Annotated in this window: 16 protein-coding genes; 7 read left to right on the top strand and 9 right to left on the bottom strand. The window is 40.7% G+C overall.

The window, feature by feature from the left end; all coding sequences use genetic code 11:
- Nucleotides 1–265 precede the first annotated feature (265 nt).
- Nucleotides 266–3,313 carry a c-type cytochrome biogenesis protein CcsB gene (gene ccsB, locus GR929_RS19955; protein WP_159523210.1) on the top strand — a complete coding sequence of 1,016 codons (3,048 nt, stop codon included), beginning with the start codon at nt 266–268 and terminating at the stop codon, nt 3,311–3,313.
- 143 nt (nt 3,314–3,456) lie between these two features.
- Nucleotides 3,457–5,331 carry an AMP-dependent synthetase/ligase gene (locus GR929_RS19950; RefSeq protein WP_159523208.1) on the top strand — a complete coding sequence of 625 codons (1,875 nt, stop codon included), beginning with the start codon at nt 3,457–3,459 and terminating at the stop codon, nt 5,329–5,331.
- 9 nt (nt 5,332–5,340) lie between these two features.
- Here the strand turns inward: GR929_RS19950 and GR929_RS19945 are convergent, their stop codons facing one another.
- The 5 genes from GR929_RS19945 to GR929_RS19925 all read right to left on the bottom strand — a co-directional run bounded on the left by GR929_RS19945 (nt 5,341) and on the right by GR929_RS19925 (nt 7,845).
- The gene (locus tag GR929_RS19945) at nt 5,341–6,129 is read right to left on the bottom strand and encodes an SDR family oxidoreductase (RefSeq protein ID WP_159523206.1); all 789 of its coding nucleotides are present in this window, start codon (nt 6,127–6,129) and stop codon (nt 5,341–5,343) included.
- Nucleotides 6,130–6,166: 37 nt separating this feature from the next.
- Nucleotides 6,167–6,607, bottom strand: a complete 441-nt coding sequence (locus GR929_RS19940; RefSeq protein WP_159523204.1) for a hypothetical protein — start codon at nt 6,605–6,607, stop codon at nt 6,167–6,169.
- A gap of 77 nt (nt 6,608–6,684) precedes the next feature.
- A complete protein-coding gene (locus GR929_RS19935) occupies nt 6,685–7,110 on the bottom strand; it encodes a VOC family protein (protein WP_159523202.1) in 426 nt (141 codons plus the stop codon).
- A 4-nt stretch (nt 7,111–7,114) separates the two neighbouring features.
- Nucleotides 7,115–7,378, bottom strand: coding sequence for a TfoX/Sxy family protein (locus GR929_RS19930; protein ID WP_159523200.1), 264 nt, complete (start codon nt 7,376–7,378; stop codon nt 7,115–7,117).
- 26 nt (nt 7,379–7,404) lie between these two features.
- Nucleotides 7,405–7,845 carry a bacteriohemerythrin gene (locus GR929_RS19925; RefSeq protein ID WP_159523198.1) on the bottom strand — a complete coding sequence of 147 codons (441 nt, stop codon included), beginning with the start codon at nt 7,843–7,845 and terminating at the stop codon, nt 7,405–7,407.
- Nucleotides 7,846–8,051: 206 nt separating this feature from the next.
- Between GR929_RS19925 and GR929_RS19920 the strand changes: the two genes are divergently transcribed.
- From GR929_RS19920 to GR929_RS19900, 5 genes are all read left to right on the top strand, one after another.
- Nucleotides 8,052–8,822: an ATP-binding protein gene (locus GR929_RS19920; protein WP_159523196.1), complete on the top strand. Its 771-nt coding sequence runs from the start codon at nt 8,052–8,054 to the stop codon at nt 8,820–8,822.
- Between the two features lies 1 nt (nt 8,823).
- Nucleotides 8,824–9,999 carry a radical SAM protein gene (locus GR929_RS19915; protein WP_159523194.1) on the top strand — a complete coding sequence of 392 codons (1,176 nt, stop codon included), beginning with the start codon at nt 8,824–8,826 and terminating at the stop codon, nt 9,997–9,999.
- A 90-nt stretch (nt 10,000–10,089) separates the two neighbouring features.
- Nucleotides 10,090–11,574, top strand: a complete 1,485-nt coding sequence (locus tag GR929_RS19910; protein WP_235934506.1) for a polyprenyl synthetase family protein — start codon at nt 10,090–10,092, stop codon at nt 11,572–11,574.
- An 8-nt stretch (nt 11,575–11,582) separates the two neighbouring features.
- The gene (locus tag GR929_RS19905; protein ID WP_159523190.1) at nt 11,583–12,410 is read left to right on the top strand and encodes a hypothetical protein; all 828 of its coding nucleotides are present in this window, start codon (nt 11,583–11,585) and stop codon (nt 12,408–12,410) included.
- A gap of 12 nt (nt 12,411–12,422) precedes the next feature.
- Nucleotides 12,423–14,216: a prenyltransferase/squalene oxidase repeat-containing protein gene (locus GR929_RS19900; protein ID WP_159523188.1), complete on the top strand. Its 1,794-nt coding sequence runs from the start codon at nt 12,423–12,425 to the stop codon at nt 14,214–14,216.
- On the opposite strand, the gene GR929_RS19895 is transcribed toward GR929_RS19900, so the two are convergent.
- The 4 genes from GR929_RS19895 to GR929_RS19880 all read right to left on the bottom strand — a co-directional run bounded on the left by GR929_RS19895 (nt 14,213) and on the right by GR929_RS19880 (nt 20,125).
- Nucleotides 14,213–15,316, bottom strand: coding sequence for an alanine racemase (locus GR929_RS19895; RefSeq protein ID WP_159523186.1), 1,104 nt, complete (start codon nt 15,314–15,316; stop codon nt 14,213–14,215). The genes GR929_RS19900 and GR929_RS19895 overlap by 4 nt on opposite strands.
- Before the next feature lie 590 nt (nt 15,317–15,906).
- Entirely contained in the window at nt 15,907–17,181 is a 1,275-nt protein-coding gene (locus GR929_RS19890; RefSeq protein ID WP_159523184.1) for an adenylosuccinate synthase, read from the bottom strand.
- Between the two features lie 187 nt (nt 17,182–17,368).
- On the bottom strand, nt 17,369–17,809 hold the full coding sequence (locus GR929_RS19885; RefSeq protein ID WP_159523182.1) for a Fur family transcriptional regulator: 441 nt from the start codon (nt 17,807–17,809) through the stop codon (nt 17,369–17,371).
- A 69-nt stretch (nt 17,810–17,878) separates the two neighbouring features.
- Nucleotides 17,879–20,125 (bottom strand): RelA/SpoT family protein, encoded by a 2,247-nt coding sequence (locus GR929_RS19880; protein WP_159523180.1) that lies wholly within the window; start codon nt 20,123–20,125, stop codon nt 17,879–17,881.
- Between the last annotated feature and the right edge of the window lie 4 nt (nt 20,126–20,129).

Raw genomic sequence — 20,129 nt, 5'->3', positions numbered from 1 at the left:
ATTAAATTCTGTTTTCTTTTCTCGGAATTTGACTTTTTATCAGCTACATAAGGTAAAACGTCAATTGATTCAACTGGTCGTCTTACATTACAATATTAAGACAAATAAGTCGTTATTTCGATGAGCAAAACTTCGGAGTTTTTTTTTCAGCATAAAACCAAGCTAAACTAAATATCTAAAAATGTGTTTATCTGACTAACATTATTATTGTTGCGCTTTTGCATTATGCTTTTATATTGACTTTAGTAATTCAAAGACACTTCTGATGAAGAAAATATATCAATTTCTGGTTTCCACTTCTTTTATGGGTTTTTTATTGTTGGTACTTGCTTTTTCAATGGCTATAGCTACGTTTGTCGAAAGTAGTTATGGTACACCGGCAGCAAAAGCGCTGATATATAATACACATTGGTTCGAATTTGTATTTTTATTGTTGGGGGTTAACTTGGTGCATAATGTTTTGCGTTATCGTTTATATACCAAAAAGAAGCTGACCATCGGATTGTTTCACTTGTCATTCATCGTTATCATTCTGGGAGCAGCCGTTACTCGTTACATTAGTTTTGAAGGGGTAATGCATATTCGCGAAGGAAGTTCAAACAACTATATTGTTTCAACTGACTCTTATTTCACCCTGAAAACACCGGACAAGGAAATTGAGAAGAAGGTTATTTTTTCGGAGCTCACACCAAATCAATTTAGCAAAAGTATTGACCTTGAAGGTCAATCGGTAAGTGTCAAGTCTGTTGGCTTTGTGAAGAATGCTGTTAAAACTCCAGTGGAAAGTCCAAATGGGGCGCCATTGGTGGATTTTGTGGTTTCAGCAGGACAAGGAATGCAGAGCTTTACTTTTGGGAAAGGAGAAACAATAAACCTGGGGGCGGCCGTTGTCGGTTTCGAAGGCAATGCCGATATTCGTTTTGAGCAGGAAGGCTCAGCTTTTTTCATCGTGACCGACCGGGATTTGGAGCTACGTTCGATGACTGGAGGTGAATCAAAACTCATCCCCGCCGGGTCGCGAACCGAATTACAAACCATGCAGTTATATGCCTTTGGTAATTATATGTTACTAGTGAAGAAGTATTATGAGACAGCTAGTTTGCGAGTTAGTAAAGATGAAACGGGAAATGCTCAGGAAGATGCGGTTATTGTTGAAATCTCGGATGGAGAGCGGCAGGCTGTTATTAATGTTTTCGGGCGTGCCGGGCAAATTGGAGACCCCGTAACCTATATGGTTGGAAATACAGCGATTGAACTTACTTATGGTTCACAGCCGGTTTATTTGCCATTTAGTTTGGGGTTGAAAGATTTTCAATTGGAACGTTATATCGGTTCAGAAAGTCCATCGTCATTTGCGAGCGAAATTGAATTAGTTGATCCCGAGAAAAATGTCAGGCGGGATGTGCGGATTTTCATGAATAACACATTGCAATATCGCGGCTATCGTTTTTACCAATCTTCATACGATCAGGATGAGTTGGGAACCGTACTTTCTGTTAACAAGGATTTTTGGGGAACTCTGGTGACTTATATTGGCTATTTGCTGTTAACGGTGGCGCTTATCTTATCATTATTCAATAAAAATTCGTATTTCCAGTTTTTAGTACGTCATCTAAAGTCATCGGCTAATACAAAAATGGCCATATTACTTTTGGGTTTTACGATGGTCGGAAGTCAAAGCTTTGCACAGGAGAGCCCTGCTAATATAATTCCTCCGCTGAATGAGCAGCTGGTCGAGGATTTTTCAGAGCTGTGGGTGCATGGGCGTGACGGACGTATTGAGCCCATGTCTACGTTGTCGAGCGAAATCTTACGAAAATTGAGCCGGAAATCATCATTGAATGGCATGTCGTCAGACGAAGTTGTGCTGAGCATGAATCTTTATCCGGATTATTGGAAAACAGTTCCATTTATTAAGATCGATCCTGAGATTGCGAAGACTCTTGGCGTTACTCAGAAGTATGCTAAAATCCTTGATTTGTTTGATGAAAGCGGACAATATCAAATTACCAACGAGGTGAAGGCGGCTTTTGCAAAAGCACCAGCTTTAAGGAATAAATTGGAAAAAGAATACATCTATTTGGACGAACGATTGAATATCAGCTTTATGATATTCAGTGGCAACTTGTTTACTTTTTTTCCGCCCGAAAATCAAACCGATGCCTGGTGGCCGGCTGGTAGCAACCCAACAGGATATCCTTCAGCCGACTCGCTGTTTGTAAACCGAAGCTTTCATTTGCTGGCCGAGTCAATCAAAACAGAATCGGATATTCAACCACGGCAAATTATGGCTACGATCGCTTCGTTTCAGCAAAAGTTTGGAGCTGATATTTTACCATCAGAACAGCGGAAATCCGCTGAAATATTTTACAATAGTTATCAGCCTTTTAAACGTATTTTTCCGTGGTATTTGCTAATCGGATTTACGTTGTTGACAGTTCTTTTTGTGAATATCTTTCGTAGAAAAACGATTGGCAATATCACCAAATATATTTTTACCGGTTTGATCTTTCTTATTTTTCTGATTCATACCGGTGGGCTGATTTTACGCTGGTATATTGCCGGTCATGCGCCATGGAGTAACGGTTACGAATCGATGATTTACGTGGCGTGGGCAGTCATGCTGGCCGGTGTTATTTTTGGCCGGAAATATCCGATGGTTCTCGGAACAGGCGCTTTTTTAACCGGTATCACCTTGTTTGTAGCTCATCTGAACTGGATGAATCCTGAAATTACTCATTTGGTGCCGGTGCTCAAATCGTACTGGCTGCTCATTCATGTTGCTGTTATTACAGCGAGCTATGGTTTTATCGGATTAAGTTCGTTCTTGGGTATTTTGGTTCTGATTTTATATGCGCTTATCAAGGAAAGCAACAAAGAAAATGTCGCTTACTTTATCGATCAGCTAACAACCATCAGCGAGTTGTCGGCAACCATAGGGCTTTACATGCTAACCATTGGAACCTTTTTGGGAGGTGTTTGGGCTAACGAAAGCTGGGGGCGCTACTGGGGATGGGATCCAAAGGAAACCTGGGCTTTAATTACAGCAGTCATATTTGCCTTTATTGTTCATATGCGGATGATTCCTTCCTTAAAAGGCCGTTATAATTATAATCTGGCAACGGTAATCGGTTTTACCTCTGTGCTGATGACTTATTTTGGTGTCAACTACTTTTTGTCGGGCATGCACTCTTATGGTAAAGGATCTGCCAATGGTATTCATTGGGCGGTTTACGTTGCTTTTGGAGTGATAGCTATTCTGGCTGTTTGGTCATACTTCAAATATAAAAAATATGAAGAGGTGATCGAATAACTTGATATTGAGTCAGCAAAGCACTTGAAGCGAATTTCTATTTCTCCCGGCATTGGTTTTTTCAGAAGTTGTAAAACACAAATATTTAAAAGTTTGAAATATTAACTTTGCGAGGTTGATTGGAAGAAACGAAACACTTTATTATGGGAAAAGGCGTTACTAGAACCTTTGATATTCTTGATTATTGTGAAAAGAATTATCCTCGCGAAGATGCCCTTGGAGGTAAAGCCAATGGCAAATGGTATACTTATTCTACGGCTGAGTATAAACAAAAATCAGATGAGTTTGCAAAAGGAATTTTGTCCTTTGGCTTAAACAAAGGTGATAAAGTTGCCACGGTAACAACGAATTGCCCGGAGTGGAACTTTGTGGATATGGGACTTGCAATGGCAGGCTTGGTTCATGTCCCGATTTATCCGACAATCGGAGAAGACGAGTATCAATATATTTTGGAGCACGCTGAAATCAAATACCTGATTGTTGGGGATAAAAAGCTATTTGACAAAATTTATCCTGTTGCGAAAGAAATCAAGTCAATTCAGGGAATTTATGCCTTTGAAGATTTTGAAGGTTGTGCTCATTTCAGAGAAATTTTGGAGATCGGCAAGGCTAAAAAGGATGAACTGACCGATCAGCTAGAACACATGAAGCAGTCTGTAAGTCCCGAAGAGATTGCAACGCTGATTTATACTTCAGGAACTACCGGAGTTCCCAAGGGAGTGATGCTGACTCATCGAAATCTTGTTTCAAATTTCTTATCGCACGTTAATGTACATCACTTGGGAGCTGATCACCGGGTGATTAGCTTTCTTCCGCTTTGTCATGTTTATGAGCGTAGTGTGAACTATCATTTTCAGTATAAAGGAATGGGCGTTTATTACGTTGGTAACCTTGGACAGATCGTGCCGGCCATTAAGGAAATAAAACCACATATTTTTAACTCGGTGCCACGTCTGCTCGAACGTATTTACGATGGGTTTGTGTCGAAAGGGAAGGAGTTGACAGGAGTCAAAAAGGTGATATACTTTTGGGCATTGCACTTGACTCGCCATTTTGAGTACAATAAAAAGTACTCTGTTTTTCTGAAGTTGAGGATTCGGTTAGCCGATAAACTTGTTTATTCGAAATGGCGCGAAGCGCTGGGAAATAATATTACTTATATCGTTTCAGGTGGAGCTGCTTTACAGCCCCGAATTGCCCGTGTTCTTGGCATGGCTGGCATGCAGGTTCTTGAAGGTTATGGGTTGACCGAAACATCACCGGTTATTGCTGTTAATAACCCGGCTACCGGAGAAATGAAAATCGGTACTGTTGGAGGGGTATTAGACTGTGTAGAGGTTAAAATTGCTGATGACGGGGAAATTCTTTGTAAAGGACCATCAGTTATGAAAGGTTACTATAAAGCTCCCGATTTAACAGCTGAAGTGATTGACGAGCAAGGGTGGTTTCACACAGGGGATATTGGCTTTTTGGACGAAGGAACCCTTTTGAAGATTACCGACCGGAAAAAGGAGATGTTTAAGATGTCGGGCGGAAAGTATATCGCCCCTCAAATGATTGAAAATAAGTTAAAGGAGTCTTTCTTTATTGAACAGGCCATGGTGATTGGCGAAAATGAAAAGTTTGCCAGTGCTTTAATTTCTCCCAACTTTGAGTATTTGCACGACTGGTGTTCTCAGCATAAAATACATTTTCGCGACAACGAAGACTTGGTGCAAAAAAAAGAAGTTAACTCCCAGTTTTTCAAGGAGGTGTCAATCATCAATAAATCATTGGGGCAGCATGAGGAGATTAAGCGTTTTCGCCTGGTGTGTGAAGAATGGACACCGCAAGGTGGCGAGCTTTCGCCAACACTCAAGTTGAAGCGTAATTTCGTAACGAAAAAGTATCAACACATTATCGATGAGATCTATGCCAGTTCAAAATCGAACAATGGAGGAGGTGGGTTAAAACTGCCTAAAATGAAAGTTAATCTTCGGTTTGACTCAAATGAACTACTCAAAAAACTAAGGTTTTAAGGAGAGAGTCTACCAAACGGTTTTTATTAATCCACCATCGACCTGTAAGCTTGCTCCTGTAATGTATGATGCTGCCTCGGAAAGCAAAAAAGCACCAGCTTTTCCAAATTCATCCGTATTGCCATAGCGTCCCAGGGGAATGGTTTTGCAATTCGCCTTTTGAATATCTTCAACAGGAAGGTCGCTTTGTTGCGCTTTAATTTGATCGAGTGAGCGCACCCGATCGGTATCAATTCGGCCAGGCATCAGATTGTTGACACGGATTTGGTGGGGAGCAAGTTCTTTAGCGAGTGATTTTACCAAGCTGGTGACTCCTGAGCGAAATACATTTGACAAAAGCAGAGTCTCGATTGGCTCTTTCACCGACATGGATGTAATCGTCAAAATACTTCCACCATTTTCTTTCATAGATGGTAAAACTGCGTGTGTCATTCGAACCGCACTCATCAAGGTTAGCTCAAAAGCTTTTTGCCAATCATTGTCCGTAAAGTCCTGAAATCCGCCAGCCGGAGGGCCTCCTGCATTCACTAAAAGCCCGTCAATGCGTCCAAAACGGTTTATCACCGCTTTTGTCCAATTCAAAATAGACTCAGGTGATGCTGTGTCCATAACAAAAGGGAAAACCTCTGCTCCGGTTTCTTGGTGCAATGTTTTGGCAGCTAGCGTCAATTCAGTTTCTGTTCTGCTTGCCAGACATACAATGGCGCCATCCTTTGCCAGTTCGCGGGCAATTCCATATCCCAAGCCTTTGCTGGAAGCAGCAAGCATGAAAACTTTATCTTTTACCTGTAGTTCCATTTTTTTTAATATGGGTAATCGTGAACTGGTCTTCAGGTTATGCTATTACCCTGCTCCATGGTATCGCAGCCAAAATGATGATGTAAGCAATTCCAAAAAATACGAGTGAAATACCAAACTTTCTTCGCGCTGAAATCGCTTTTTTGGTCTTACTTCTACCAATATGCACCAACGCCAAAGCGATTATCATCATGATGAAGTGTTCGACGGCGTAGAAACGTAAGTCGGCATTTTTCATTGCTGCACCAAAATCCTGAAAAGCAGCTTTGGTAATTGGACTGTAACCAAGATAAAGGACAAGTCCAACGACTAACTGAATGTCCATGATTGCTGTAAATAAAATCCCCAGGATGTTGTCTGATTTCATCCAGCCCTTTTGGCTGAACCAACCCATGAAATATTTTACCAAGGTCACCAAAGCCACCAATAAAATCAACCAACGTAATGAGTTGTGCAAGTGTAATAAACCTGTGTACATAGTTTCTGTATTTATTTATTCTATCAAAACGTTTTCGCGGGCTTTTGGTTGAGAATATTTAGCTGTTAAGGTTTTTGCTATTCCAAAATCAAACTCCCATTGTCATCAAACTTCCAAAACGGAGCCCAGGCTATTTCCCACGAATGACCATCAGGGTCAGCAAAGTAGCAATCGTATCCGCCCCAGAAGGTCTTTCTGGGTTCGACCAATGATTTTCCTCCATTTTCAATGACTTGTTTGTAAAGCTGGTCCACAGCATCTTTTGATTCCAGATTGATTGCCAAAGTAACACCTGAAAATCCGCTTCGGTCGGCGGGGATTTCTGCGTCTTCTGCTAATTTATCCAGCGGGTACAAAGCGAATACGATACCGCTTTGGTCATAGAAAACAATATTTTCGTCACTGCCTTTCGCAGGCTCCCAGCTCAAAGCTCTTCTGTAAAATTCACGTGATTGTTTTAGATTGTTCGCGCCAACGGTAACGATGTTTAAACGTGGTTTCATGATTCTATTTTTGTATATCCCGTATGTTCAGGAATTCTCTCAACTCTTGCTTACGCTTTTTAGGCAACTGGTGCCACCGAATCCCAAGTATTGCTCCTTCCAGCGCACACAACATACTTAAACAGGCTCCTTTGTCAACTGTTTTTAAACGAATAAGTGCTTGTTCCGCTCCAATTGCTTGCAGCTGTTCGGGCGTTTCAATTCCAGCTTCCCTTAATTTGTTTTCGACTACTTTCCCGATATTGGGTAGATCCCGTAATTGTTGCATAGTTTTTAGTGTAGGTAGTTGGTCAATTAGAACTTCAATGTTTGGTATCGAACTTTAAGGTGATTTGCTTTTCTGAAGTATTCATATTCATAATCGAGCTTTTGAATATGATTTTTCCACCATTTTTCCAAAAACTGCATTACGTCCTCCACATTTGGAGGAAGGTTGGTGGCGAAGTTTGCGTTGAAGTAGGAAATTTCCAAAATGTATGCGCGGTGTTCTTTTTTGTGCTCGGTTAGGTCAGGATACATCATTTTTTCCATGTAGGCTTCTTCCTTTTTAAAATGATAGATGCTGTAGTCAGTCATCTTCGAAAGTGCTTCAGTAAACGTCGACTTGTTGTAGCCCGTATTTATCAACTCAGCCAATTGGTTATATATTTCAAATAATTTGATGTGATCTGAATCGATGGAGTCATTTCCGATAGAGTATTTATCTTTCCAATGAATCGTATTTACAGTGGCCATAAGACAGGTTGAGATTGATGATTTTTATATTATAATAGTACTGATATTTGGCTGAAATCGCAAAGGTATAATGACATAATAAATATATTCAGCAAATTATTATTCAGCATTTTGTAAAAACTTGTTAATGCTGTCATAGAATTCGTGTTTGGATTTCCCGGTTGCAAAGATTTTAATTTACTTAGTTCATTCAATTGACAAAGAGTATGATTGCAAAAACATGTATCCTTTTTTGCCGGTGTGGAGCAAATGTCATTTCATCATCAAAAACAGACCAATTAGCAGATCGTTTTAGTAAGCTGGATGTTGATGTGTTTGAATTGAAGGATCTGTGTGCTTTTTCAGTTCATGAAAAGGATGTACTTCATACTATAGGAAAAAACTATACCCACAAAATCGTTATTGCGTGCTACCCCAGAGCCGTTAAGAAAATGCTTGAACAAGGGGGAGTAGACCTTGGTCGTTATAACGTGCTGAACTTCAAAGAACTTTCGCTGGATGAAATTCTTGAGCAGTTGCACGGGAAGTTTCAATTGAGTGATGGAGAAGCCCGCTATCAGATTCAGGTGTCTGATTTGGATGTGCCGGCGTGGTATCCGGTTATTGACGAGTCTCGATGTACGCTTTGTGGCCAGTGTGCACGGTTTTGCTTATTTGGTGTTTATAGCTATAACAAAAAGGCCTTAAAAGTAATTAATCCGCTGGCTTGTAAGAATAATTGCCCGGCATGTGGACGAACTTGTCCAACCTCGGCCATCATGTTTCCACGGTTGGCAGAACAGTCAACTTTGGCTGGAGCAGAACCCGGTGCAGAAATCAAGTCGGGAGTAGGTAAGCAGAGTAGTTTATTTGTCCGATTAAATGAACGGAATCAAGTTCGGAAAAATATTTTCAAGCAGGGGGTTGTTCAAATGGCTGAGGATGAAAGACGCAAAGCGCTAGAACAGTTTAGAAAGAGTGAAGGAAAAACGGAGTAATATGCTGAAACAATTGCTGTTTAAAACCGATAGGAAATGCTTATATAAGTTCGTCTACAACATGGGTGTGAAGGGAACGATGAGCTTTAATCGTTATCAGAAGCGGTTGAAAAAGGGTGAGTTTTTCCCAGCTTTCCATTTCATTTCGGTAACCGATGATTGCAACCTGAATTGCCAGGGATGTTGGGTGATGGGGAAAAAGAAAAACAGTCGGATGTCAGCCGAACTGTTGGATCAGATTATTACTGAAACGAAAGCTCAGGGATCTTATTTCTTCGGGATTCTGGGTGGCGAACCCCTGCTATATAAGCCCTTGTTTGATATTTTTCAAAAACATCAGGATTGCTATTTTCAGTTGTTTACCAACGGAACTTTATTGTCCGGGGAAGTTGCTGAAAAGCTTCGGAAGTGTGCGAATGTAACACCACTGATTAGTTTTGAAGGCGATGAACAAGTCGCAGATGTACGTCGTGGCGGAAACGATATTTTTCATCGTACGCAAGAAGCCATCCAACACGCTACCAATACCGGTTTAGTTACTGGTGTGGCGATGAGTGTGTGTAAATCAAATTTGGAATTGGCTTTGTCTGAAAAATTTATCCAGTCGCTGATTGACAAAGGAGTGCTCTATTTGTGGTACTATGTTTATCGCCCGGTTGGCGAGAATGCGACCATCGAATTAAGTTTGAGTAAAGAAGAAATACAACAGCTACGTTTGCACATGGTTGAAGCACGAACAAAATACAACATCGCTATTATCGATGCTTACTGGGATGGTGATGGGAATGGACTATGTCCGGCTGCTTCCGGATTGAGTCACCATATCAACGCATCGGGAGATATTGAGCCTTGTCCTGTGATTCAATTTGCCAAAGATCATATTGGAGACAAACCATTGGCCGAAATTTACCAGTCTTCGGAGTTTTTAAAAGAGTTGAAAGTTGAGATACCCAGGAAAACTTCAGGCTGCATTATTATGGAAGACCCGCAATGGTTGGCTAATTTTGTTGAGAAGCATGAGGCAAACGACACTTCAGGTAGAGAGAATGAAGTTGAACGATTGAGGAGGATGGCTCCTGTTTCCAGCCACGGGTCGGGAATTCCAATTCCGGAGAAAAAATGGATTTATAAATTTGCAAAGAATCGGGCTTTTTTCGGTTTGGGTGCATACGGATAAACAACGATGATAAAAACACAACGTTTATTAAAAGTTCCACAAGATATTAAGCTTCGGAACCTTCTTCGAAAGGAGGCCAAACGCTTGATTATGCAGAAAGGAATGCTTCCGCCTGCTGATTTTTCGCTGTTGGAAGAAATGGCTTTGGAGGTACTTGCAAATTTGTCTGCTGATCAGGAATTTTTGGATTTTACCATAGTGCTGTGTGGAAATGAATTGTGGAGAGACGTTATTGCAGCCACCCCATTTGAGCGTCGTTTGTTGTTGTTGCCTCAATGTCTGAAAAATTCGAAATCATGCGAGGGCGACATGGACTCACTTGGCTTAATTTGTGCCGGATGCAAAGCTTGTCAGATTGACAGGGTATTGAGTAAAGCGGAAGCTTTGGGATACACAACCTTGGTGGCCGAAGGAACTACGGTTGCCGTGGGTTTGGTTGAGGAAGGAGCCATTGATGCCGTGATTGGTGTGAGTTGCATGCCGGTTTTGCAGCGTTCATTTGAGCCTGTTTCTAGAGCAGCGGTTCCGGTTATGGGATTACCACTGTTGCACAACGGCTGCGAAAATACCAATGTGGATTATGGTTGGCTGTTTGAAGAGATGCATCTTTTGAAACCCGATGATGAAAAGCAACCGCTATCAGTTTCTCTACTGAAAGACCAGGTGCAAGATTATTTTACTGAATTCACGCTTCAACATTATTTCAATTCGAATGATGAAACGGAGAAACTGGCGAAGCGTATGTTGATTATGGGAGGACAGCGTATTCGACCGTTGCTGACTGTTTTAGCCTATCGCTCCTACGCGAGTGAGTCGAGCGATGAGCTTCAGGCTGCACTGGCATTAATCATTGAATGCTTTCATAAAGCCTCTCTTATTCATGATGATATTGAGGATGATGACGATTTTCGGTATGATCAGGAAACACTGCACCGTTCGCATGGAATTCCGGTAGCTATTAATGTGGGTGACTTTTTAATCGGGAAAGGTTACCAGTTGCTATCCAGTTTACAGGTAAGTTCTGACATCTTGGCCAAATCACTGCAAGTCGTTTCTTCATCGCATGTAAATCTATCAAAAGGGCAGGGGGCTGACTTGAATCTTGACGGTCAATTGAAGTCGTATGCAGTCGATAATTTACTACATATATTTACACAAAAGACAGGGGAAGCTGTAAAGGTAGCGCTGTTGCTAGGGGCGATTAACGGAGGGGCATCAAAAGGAGATTTAAAGTGTCTGGAGACTTTTTCTGATTGGTTTGGTATTGCCTACCAGATTCGTGATGATCTCAACGAATTCCGTGACGATCATCAGCCTGAGCATACTCACCATTTTCCGTTTCTATTGGCTTTGTTGAACGAGAAATTGGCAGCAGATGGTGAAACAGACCGATTTGTTTCAATCGAGCAATTGGATTCAGAACAATTGCACCAAGTATTGCGTGAGGAGGAAATCGATCGGCGTGCGGATGCTTTCTTAAAGCTGTACGTTGATAAATGTTATTACGAATTGAACCAGCTCCGGAATCTAAAACTTAAGTTGAGTTTATACGGAGTGATGGGCAAAATATTCTGAAAATAGCTATGGGCTTGCGAGAAAACCATACTCCCATTTATGCTGATTTTATCCAGATTCTGAAAAAAGGCTTTAATCTGCTTGGGACTGAAACACAAGAAGAAATCAAGCTATTTGTAAATAGCCAGCAAGATGAAACAGGAGCATTTGTCGACCGTGGAGGACAGGGTGATTTGTATTATTCACTCTTCGGATATTGGTTATCAGCGGCCTTACAGTTACCGGAAAACCTGGAAAAACTAAGGAGTTTTATTGCCGATAATGAGCAGCAAAAACCGCAACAGCTTGTTGATAGCTACTGTGCGTTATTGCTGAAGAAAGCTCTAACTGTTGAAACAAAACCGCCTAAATTAAAGTCTTTGTTCCCTGGCAGAGATTTCCGGGCTAGTTTTTCGTACCGGTTATTTTTATTTCTATTGGTTTTTGATGCGTGGTTTGGCCGAAAATGGTGGCTCATATTAACTGGGAAAATAGGTCTTTGGTTTTATCGACCACCCGCTGGAGCTCCCAGTAGCTTATGGGCGGCAATTACTATAGCGATTTTTGAGCTCGGCGGAAATGTTAGCCCAAAGCAACAACAACTGCTTAGCTATTTTGATGATTCATCTGGCTTTAAAGCTTTTCAACAAACAGCAAGTGCCGACACACTTTCAACGGGAGTTGCTTTATATGCGCTTCAAAAAACAGGTTTCGATAGTCGCATCATTGCTCCTACGTGTTTCGATTTTATTCAGCATAATTACGAACGAGGAGCTTTCCTGTCTGGTGATGGAGACCTCACCCGGGACTTGGAGTACACCTTTTATGGTTTACTGGCGTTGGGTAGTATAGCTTAATCAATTGGTTATATGGAAAAACAAGAGCTGCAAAATAGGTTTGAAGAGTTAACCAAAATTCTGGTGAAGGATATGAATCCACGAGGGTTTTGGACCGGTGAATTATCATCCAGTGCGCTCGGTGTGGCTGTCGCTATTGCCGCTTTTCATTTTTATGATGCAGAACAATTTAAACTTGAAATTGCTAAGGGTTTTAACTGGTTGAAAAATAATATAAACGCCGATGGCAGTTTTGGTGATTCCCCCCAAAGTCCGGGAAATGTGAGCACCAGTTTGTTGGTTTATGCCGCAACAAATCTATACTCAACTTCTAAGGCTGATGTGGCCTTGTTACAATCCAAAGTTGGACAGTATTTATTGGCCGAGGGGATTGATACAAAATCATCACAGGTTGCCGACTACATTTTAGAGCACTATCGAAAAGATTATACTTTTTCGGTTCCAATTTTAACGATGTGCGGCTTGTGTGGAGTGCCTGATAAAAGAGCGTTTGATCGTGTTCCACAACTGCCATTTGAAATGGCTTTGTTGCCAAGAGGCTTATATCGGTTTTTAAATTTAAGCGTGGTGAGCTATGCTATTCCTGCTTTGATCGCAGTTGGTATTGTGATCTTCAAGAAGAAGAAATCGAGTGCTTTTGGTCGCTTGGTAAGAAATCGCTCAGTCAGGAAATCACTAGAGTTACTTGATCGTTTGGCACCTGCCAGCGGAGGTTTTCTGGAGGCAATACCATTGACGGCTTTTGTGTGCTTAAGTTTAATTGAAGCAGGCTATGGAGACTTGGAGGTCGTAAGAAAAGGAATCGGTTTTTTGAAACAGACACAACGTGGTGATGGAAGCTGGCCTATTGATGTGGATTTGTCGACTTGGGTAACCGGACTGTCGGTTCGGGCGTTACGGAATCAAAAGGACAAAGTGCTCTCTCAGGAAGTGCAAGACCAGATCGCAGGCCATTTGTTGCGGATTCAAAATAAGCAGATTCATCCATTTAATGGGAGCCAGGCAGGTGGTTGGGGATGGACGAATCATACAGGCGCGGTTCCTGATGGTGACGATACTCCCGGGGCAATTCTGACCTTGTTGAAGCTAAAACCAATTGGCGAGATTCATGCACCTGTTGTTGCTGGTTGCGATTGGCTGGTGGGCTTGCAAAACCGTGATGGAGGCTTTCCGACTTTCTCAAGAGGATGGGGTAAATTGCCTTTTGATCAAAGTTGTGCTGATTTGACGGGGCACGCTTTATTGGCGCTTTCAGCAACAATAGAGGCGGTCGGTGATGGGGTGAGTCGCAGACAATCAAAAAGAAATCGTGTTGCAATTTTAGGGGCGATAAAGTATTTGGAGAAGAACCAACAAGCAAATGGTAGTTGGACTCCTCTTTGGTTTGGCAATCAATTAACCAGCGATCATTCGAATCCGGTTTACGGAACGGCTCGGGTATTAACTTATTTACGAGATGCCAGTCGTCATCAATGGCTAAATTCGAGTTTAAAAAGCAGAATGAATGAATTGATTAGTCGGGGCGAGCAATTTTTGGTTCATGCCCGGAATGAAGATGGAAGCTGGGGGGGTGACAAAGGTGTTGTTGGTACAATGGAAGAGACTGCTTTGGCGGTTGCGGCATTGACAGGAAGCGAACATCAAAAAGCGTATGACGATGGATTGAAGTGGTTGGATCTTTCTTTTAAACGAAATGGGTTGAGACCCTCTCCAATAGGTCTTTATTTTGCATCGCTTTGGTACGATGAAAAATTATACCCATTAAGCTTTTATCTGGATGCACTGAGCAGAGCAATTGAAAATTAAAGTAATCTTTGTTGGATGGTCGTTATTTCTTCTCCTTCAGTTGTTATGTATTTACCCATTAGGTTTGCAGTCAGGCAGCTGTGAACAGGAATGATTTCAACCAAATCACCAACTTTAATTAAGTCAAAATCTTTGTAAGTCATCTTTAAAATGCCATGTTCTTGCGACATATCCCAGAGGTAATTTTTTTCGCTCAGCAAAATCTTTTCATTTCCTTTTCTGATAACGATTTGGCCATATAAATTTTTCCCGTCAATGTTGATAATTGAGTCTTTTGAAATATGAATGGCTCCGCCGTATATGGTAATTTCGTTTCTCGATCCGTGTTTGGCAATAACCGGGCAAACCAGCCGGATGGCAATGTCGTTGAAATAACAACTCCCTAATTTATATTGCATTAAATCATAAAAGACAAAATTACCCGGTCGCAATTCATCAACTCCATCAAAATTATCGCAAATGCTAGCCGAAGGAGTGTCGCCCAGAGAAACCATCAAGTCTGGATAATCCTTACGATAGCGGTTTTTTAGCGAACGCATTTTTAACAAAGCATCAAAATGAAGGTTGAAAATTTCATATTTGGATTTCGTTTTATACGTGTGCCCACCGTGCGTCAAAAACCCTTTAAAGTTGAGGTTTTCGTTTTTGGAAATAATTTGAATCAAAGCATCAATCTGGTTTGTTTTGCTGGCCATTATGCCTGTTCGGTTGTGTCCTGTGTCAATTTCAATGAACATTCCAACAGGCGATTTTATAAACTTATCAACCTGAATGAGCATGTCTTTATTCTCAATTAGTAAGTTGAGTTTTATCTTTTGGGCCAGGGTATTTATTTGATTGATTTCATAAATATTTATTGGAATTGCAATGGTAATATCATCCCACCCCTGATCGGCAAAGTATTCAGCCATTTCCACCGATGATACCGTGATGGCTTGGACACCAAAACTGCGAAACCACGCTCCAATTTCTGCTGATTGGTGGGTTTTAAAATGTGGTCTGAAAAATACATTTTTGGATGAAGCTTTGGCAGCCATCCGTTTAATGTTGTTTAAGCAAACCTCTTTATCGAGAATCAGCGTCGGTCGAACTATTTCCATAAACGTCTCTGATTTTTTTTTATAGTCAGTGTTTGTATATCAAATTACTTGTTGTGATGACGCTTTTGAATGTACTCAAAATAAAACAAACTGCCTTATTTATATTGTAATCAAACCGCATGTGTTTATCACTGATATATTCATATATCAAAAGGTTTGTTTTCAATTCGATCAAAATAATTAAGTTATCTGCACAATGATAACTCATTATTTGAGGTTTAAATTCAATCTCTTTTCAAGCAATCTGAAATAAGCAGCCTAAATGTAATATTTAAACTCCAGAATTGAAAGTCTGAAAAATGAATTTAAGGTCAATTTAAAATACTGTAGTCTGGTAAAATGGGAAATTGTGTGATGCCAGAAAGGATTGAAAATAGAACAACTGATATTCAATAGGATGGTGTTATGGGTAAAGCCCTCCCTTGTTGATGTGATGACTAACCTCGGCATTAATGCCGGGGTTAATAAATGAAAGCCATATATGACAGGGGCTTTAGCCCATAATTGAAAGTTCAACCGGACACCTATGAATTTAAAATACAAAAGAGCCCCTTTGGGAGGCTCTTTTAACTATCGGGAAAAATATCTTGTTACTTCTCAATATGGATTGTTTGTGCTCTGTTTGGCCCAACTGATGCAATGGTGATCGGAAGCCCTGTTTCATCTTCAATAAAACTGATGTAGTTGTTGAGTTCTTCCGGGAATTCATTTTGGTGAGTCAGTTTTGTTAAATCTGTTTCCCAACCCGGAAGTTCAACATAAATTGGCTTTACGTTGTCGTCCAGTTCAAAAGGAAATTTGTCAATCACTTCACCATCAATCTCGTACCCAACACATATCTTAATGGTTTCGAAGGTATCCAATACGTCTCCTTTCATCATGAAAAGCTGAGTTACCCCATTAATCATGATCGAGTATTTTAGTGCGACTAAATCTAACCAGCCACAACGACGCGGACGGCCTGTTGTTGATCCATATTCGTTTCCGGCATCACGCAGCTTTTGTCCGGTTTCGCAGTGTAATTCGGTCGGAAATGGTCCCATGCCAACCCGGGTGCAGTATGCTTTAAAGATACCAAACACTTCTCCAATTTTTTGCGGTGCAATTCCTAATCCGGTGCATGCTCCGGCGCAGATGGTGTTTGATGAGGTTACAAATGGGTAAGAACCAAAGTCGATATCAAGCAAGGTTCCCTGTGCGCCCTCTGCCAGTACTGATTTACCATCCTGTATCAGGTCGTCAATCATATGCTCGCTATCAACAAAGGTGAATTCTTTCAGTACTTTAATGCCTTCGAACCATTCTTTTTCTACTTCTTCAAGTAGTTGTTTATAATCGAACTGGTAAAGTTTTTCCAGAATTATTTTGTGCGCATCAATGCGAGCTTTGTATTTTTCGTCAAAGTTCTCAATCAAATCACCAACCCGAAGGCCATCTCGTCCAACTTTATCTTTGTACGTTGGACCAATACCTTTTAAGGTTGAACCAATTTTAGTATCACCTTTTGCGGCTTCCGAAGCAGCGTCGAGCAATTTATGGGTTGGCAAAATCAGGTGTGCCTTTTTCGAAATGTATAGATTTTTATGCAGGTCGATACCATGTTTTTTTATCGACTCAATTTCGTTCTTAAAAACAAGCGGATCAAGAACAACTCCATTCCCAATAACGTTAGCTTTATTTTCGTGGAAAATTCCTGATGGAATTGAGTGTAAAACTTGTTTGAAATCGTTGATTTCAAGTGTGTGTCCAGCGTTTGGACCTCCTTGAAACCTTGAAATGGCATCATATTTAGGGGTTAAGACGTCAACAATTTTTCCTTTTCCTTCATCTCCCCACTGGAGACCTAAGATAACATCTACTTTCATTTTATGTAGTTTACAATATTTCAAACATAATGAACCGCAGAAATAAAGCCTGAAATCAGACTGATTTCCACGGTGCCAAAATGAAAATTATTTGGCCAATAAAATTACAAATTATTTTTTCATTTAGGCATAAAAAAACCTCCGATTCATCAGAGGCGATTTATTTATAATGAGTTTACTATATATTTTAAGAATCGAGGCTTTCGCCATAGATGTATAACGTGTGATGCGAAAGTTTAAAATTATACTTTAAACAAGCTTCTTCTATGATTTCCCGGATTCGTGGATCGTAGAACTCTTTTACTATTCCGGTGCTTGTATCAATGAGGTGATCGTGTTGAAGCGTTGCGAAAGCTTTTTCAAATTGGGCGATGTTTTTACCAAATTGATGTTTTACGACCAATTTACATTCCAGTAACAAGTCAATGGTATTGTAGAGGGTTGCCCGACTTACCCGGTAATTTTTATTTTTCATTGAAATATAAAGTGACTCAATATCGAAATGACCTTCGCGGGAATAAATTTCATCAAGAATAGCGAATCGCTCGGGGGTTTTCCGGTGACCATTTTTCTCCAAGTATTCTGTGAACATATTTTTCACAGTATCTTTTGTCTTATGGCTATTCATACTCAAAACAGTTTTGTGTTGTAGCCTCAAAAATAGTAAAAAATTAAGATTGTTTAGACTAAATAAAAATTAATTTTCAATATTCTCGATCCGTTCAATCGTATCTATCCCTTTGATTTTCATTAGTCGTGCGATCAATTTGTTTAAATCACCGAGATTGTGAATGTATATATATAGGTCACCTTCAAAGATCCCGTCATGGGTGTCAAACATCACCGTTCGCATGTTGATGTTACTTTGTTTCGAGATAATATTAGTCACCTCGTTCACGATTCCAATTCGGTCGAATCCACTCACTTTGATGCGGGTAAGGTAAGAGCGCTTTTTAAAATTAGTCCACTCGGCAGTGATAATCCGATCGCCATGTTGCGACATTAATTTATTGGCTTCCGGGCATTTTGTTTTATGAATAATAACGTGGTTATTCGAGGTCATGTAACCCAAAACATCGTCTCCCGGAATTGGCTGGCAACATTTAGCAAGCGTGTAATTGCGTTCATCAGGATCTTCTTTGAGTAAGAATGTATTTTTCTTGTTGATTTGCGTTTTGGGTAGCATGAGCTCCAATTCGCGCCCCTGATTGTTTTTATTTTTCCCAAATGAAATTTTCCAATACTTTGCTAATTTGTTTTCCCGTCGCGTTTTGAGGATACTTTCTAAATCGTCGATCTGGATAAATCCCATTCCCACATGAGCATAAAGCTGGTCTTTATTGGATAAGTTGTAATGCGCGGCGAGTTTTTTCAGGGTATCAGCCGAGGGTTTTATCTTATATTGTTTGAGCTTTTCTTCAATGATCTCCTGACCTTTTTCCAGGTGTCTTTTTTTGTCAAGTTTGAATGCTTGTTTGACTTTTGTTTTCGCTTTCGCAGTACTCATAAACTTGAGCCATTCCAGATCCGGCGCCTGAGTTTTTGAGGTCAGGATTTCAACCTGGTCTCCGCTTTGCAGGACATAGCTTACCGGAACCAATTTATGATTGATTTTTGCTCCAATGCAATGATTTCCAAGGTCGGTGTGAATTTCGTATGCTAAGTCAATAATTGTTGCTCCTTTCGGAAGGGGGATCATGTCACCCTTTGGGGTAAAAATGACGATTTCCGAAGTATAGAGGTTCATTTTAAATTCATCCAAAAACTCTAATGCATCAGACTCCGGATTGCGAAGTGTTTCACGAATTTTTTCCAGCCACTTATCCAGTTCCGATTCAATCGAATGAACACCTTTGTACTTGTAATGAGCGGCAAAGCCTCGTTCGGCGATAACATCCATTCGCTCAGTTCTGATTTGCACTTCAACCCATTTTCCTTGAGGTCCCATTACGGTCACATGGAGCGCTTCGTATCCATTGGCTTTTGGGATTGTGATCCAATCGCGGATACGGTCGGGTTTGGGTTTGTAGATGTCAGTTATCAGAGAAAGGATGTCAAAGCATTGGCGTTTTTCAGATATGTTTGTTTTTGGCTTAAAGACAATGCGAATAGCGAGTAAATCGTATATTTCATCAAATGAAATCCCTTTGGTTTGCATCTTATTCCAGATTGAAAAAATGGATTTCAATCGTCCGGAGACTGTAAAATCGATACCTTCATTCTGGAGTTGATTCTGAATGGGCTGGACGAACTCATTAACCAAATATTCTCGTCGTTCCTGTTGGTTTCTTAATCGAAATACAATTTGATTATATGTCTCCGGTTGCTTGTATTTCAGGCTTAGATCTTCCAGTTCTGTTTTGATGGAATATAGCCCGAGCCGATGAGCCATAGGTGCGAAGATATAAAGTGTTTCGGCTGCAATTTTCAACTGCTTTGGAGTTGGCATGCTGTCCAAAGTCCGCATATTGTGCAGTCTGTCAGCCAACTTAACTAAAATAACCCTGATATCATCGGAAAGGGTCATTAGCATTTTTCGAAAATTGGTAGCCTGCTTGGAGTCGTGTTGAGATGTTATTTCATCCGAAAGCTTGGTTAAGCCGTCAACGACCTTTGCCACTTTCTCACCAAATAGGTTTTTAATATCTTCGGTTGTATAATCGGTGTCTTCAACCACATCATGTAAAATGGCCGAAATAATGGACGTTGCTCCGAGTCCTATTTCCTGAGAAACAATCATTGCAACTGCGATAGGGTGAACAATGTATGGTTCGCCTGATTTCCGTTTTACACCTGCATGAGCACTATTCGCAAATTCAAAAGCCTTATGAATCCGTTCCCGTCCCTCCTCGGTGATTCGCTGGTCAAATGATTTTGTAAGGTTCTCATAGTAATCAGCAATCAACCGTTGCTCAGCTTGTGTCTGTAGTTTGTTTTTATCCATCCTT

The organism is Sunxiuqinia indica (assembly GCF_009847015.1).
Classification (GTDB): domain Bacteria; phylum Bacteroidota; class Bacteroidia; order Bacteroidales; family Prolixibacteraceae; genus Sunxiuqinia; species Sunxiuqinia indica.
Note: the sequence above shows the minus strand (reverse complement) of the source record. Positions and strands in the feature narration are given on the sequence as shown.

What these genes read in the sequence shown, in the direction of transcription:
- ccsB (WP_159523210.1), top strand. Translation starts at nt 266, where the DNA reads ATGAAGAAAATATATCAATTTCTGGTTTCCACTTCTTTTATGGGTTTT.
- GR929_RS19950 (WP_159523208.1), top strand. Translation starts at nt 3,457, where the DNA reads ATGGGAAAAGGCGTTACTAGAACCTTTGATATTCTTGATTATTGTGAA.
- GR929_RS19945 (WP_159523206.1), bottom strand. Translation starts at nt 6,129, where the DNA reads ATGGAACTACAGGTAAAAGATAAAGTTTTCATGCTTGCTGCTTCCAGC.
- GR929_RS19940 (WP_159523204.1), bottom strand. Translation starts at nt 6,607, where the DNA reads ATGTACACAGGTTTATTACACTTGCACAACTCATTACGTTGGTTGATT.
- GR929_RS19935 (WP_159523202.1), bottom strand. Translation starts at nt 7,110, where the DNA reads ATGAAACCACGTTTAAACATCGTTACCGTTGGCGCGAACAATCTAAAA.
- GR929_RS19930 (WP_159523200.1), bottom strand. Translation starts at nt 7,378, where the DNA reads ATGCAACAATTACGGGATCTACCCAATATCGGGAAAGTAGTCGAAAAC.
- GR929_RS19925 (WP_159523198.1), bottom strand. Translation starts at nt 7,845, where the DNA reads ATGGCCACTGTAAATACGATTCATTGGAAAGATAAATACTCTATCGGA.
- GR929_RS19920 (WP_159523196.1), top strand. Translation starts at nt 8,052, where the DNA reads ATGATTGCAAAAACATGTATCCTTTTTTGCCGGTGTGGAGCAAATGTC.
- GR929_RS19915 (WP_159523194.1), top strand. Translation starts at nt 8,824, where the DNA reads ATGCTGAAACAATTGCTGTTTAAAACCGATAGGAAATGCTTATATAAG.
- GR929_RS19910 (WP_235934506.1), top strand. Translation starts at nt 10,090, where the DNA reads ATGCAGAAAGGAATGCTTCCGCCTGCTGATTTTTCGCTGTTGGAAGAA.
- GR929_RS19905 (WP_159523190.1), top strand. Translation starts at nt 11,583, where the DNA reads ATGGGCTTGCGAGAAAACCATACTCCCATTTATGCTGATTTTATCCAG.
- GR929_RS19900 (WP_159523188.1), top strand. Translation starts at nt 12,423, where the DNA reads ATGGAAAAACAAGAGCTGCAAAATAGGTTTGAAGAGTTAACCAAAATT.
- GR929_RS19895 (WP_159523186.1), bottom strand. Translation starts at nt 15,316, where the DNA reads ATGGAAATAGTTCGACCGACGCTGATTCTCGATAAAGAGGTTTGCTTA.
- GR929_RS19890 (WP_159523184.1), bottom strand. Translation starts at nt 17,181, where the DNA reads ATGAAAGTAGATGTTATCTTAGGTCTCCAGTGGGGAGATGAAGGAAAA.
- GR929_RS19885 (WP_159523182.1), bottom strand. Translation starts at nt 17,809, where the DNA reads ATGAATAGCCATAAGACAAAAGATACTGTGAAAAATATGTTCACAGAA.
- GR929_RS19880 (WP_159523180.1), bottom strand. Translation starts at nt 20,125, where the DNA reads ATGGATAAAAACAAACTACAGACACAAGCTGAGCAACGGTTGATTGCT.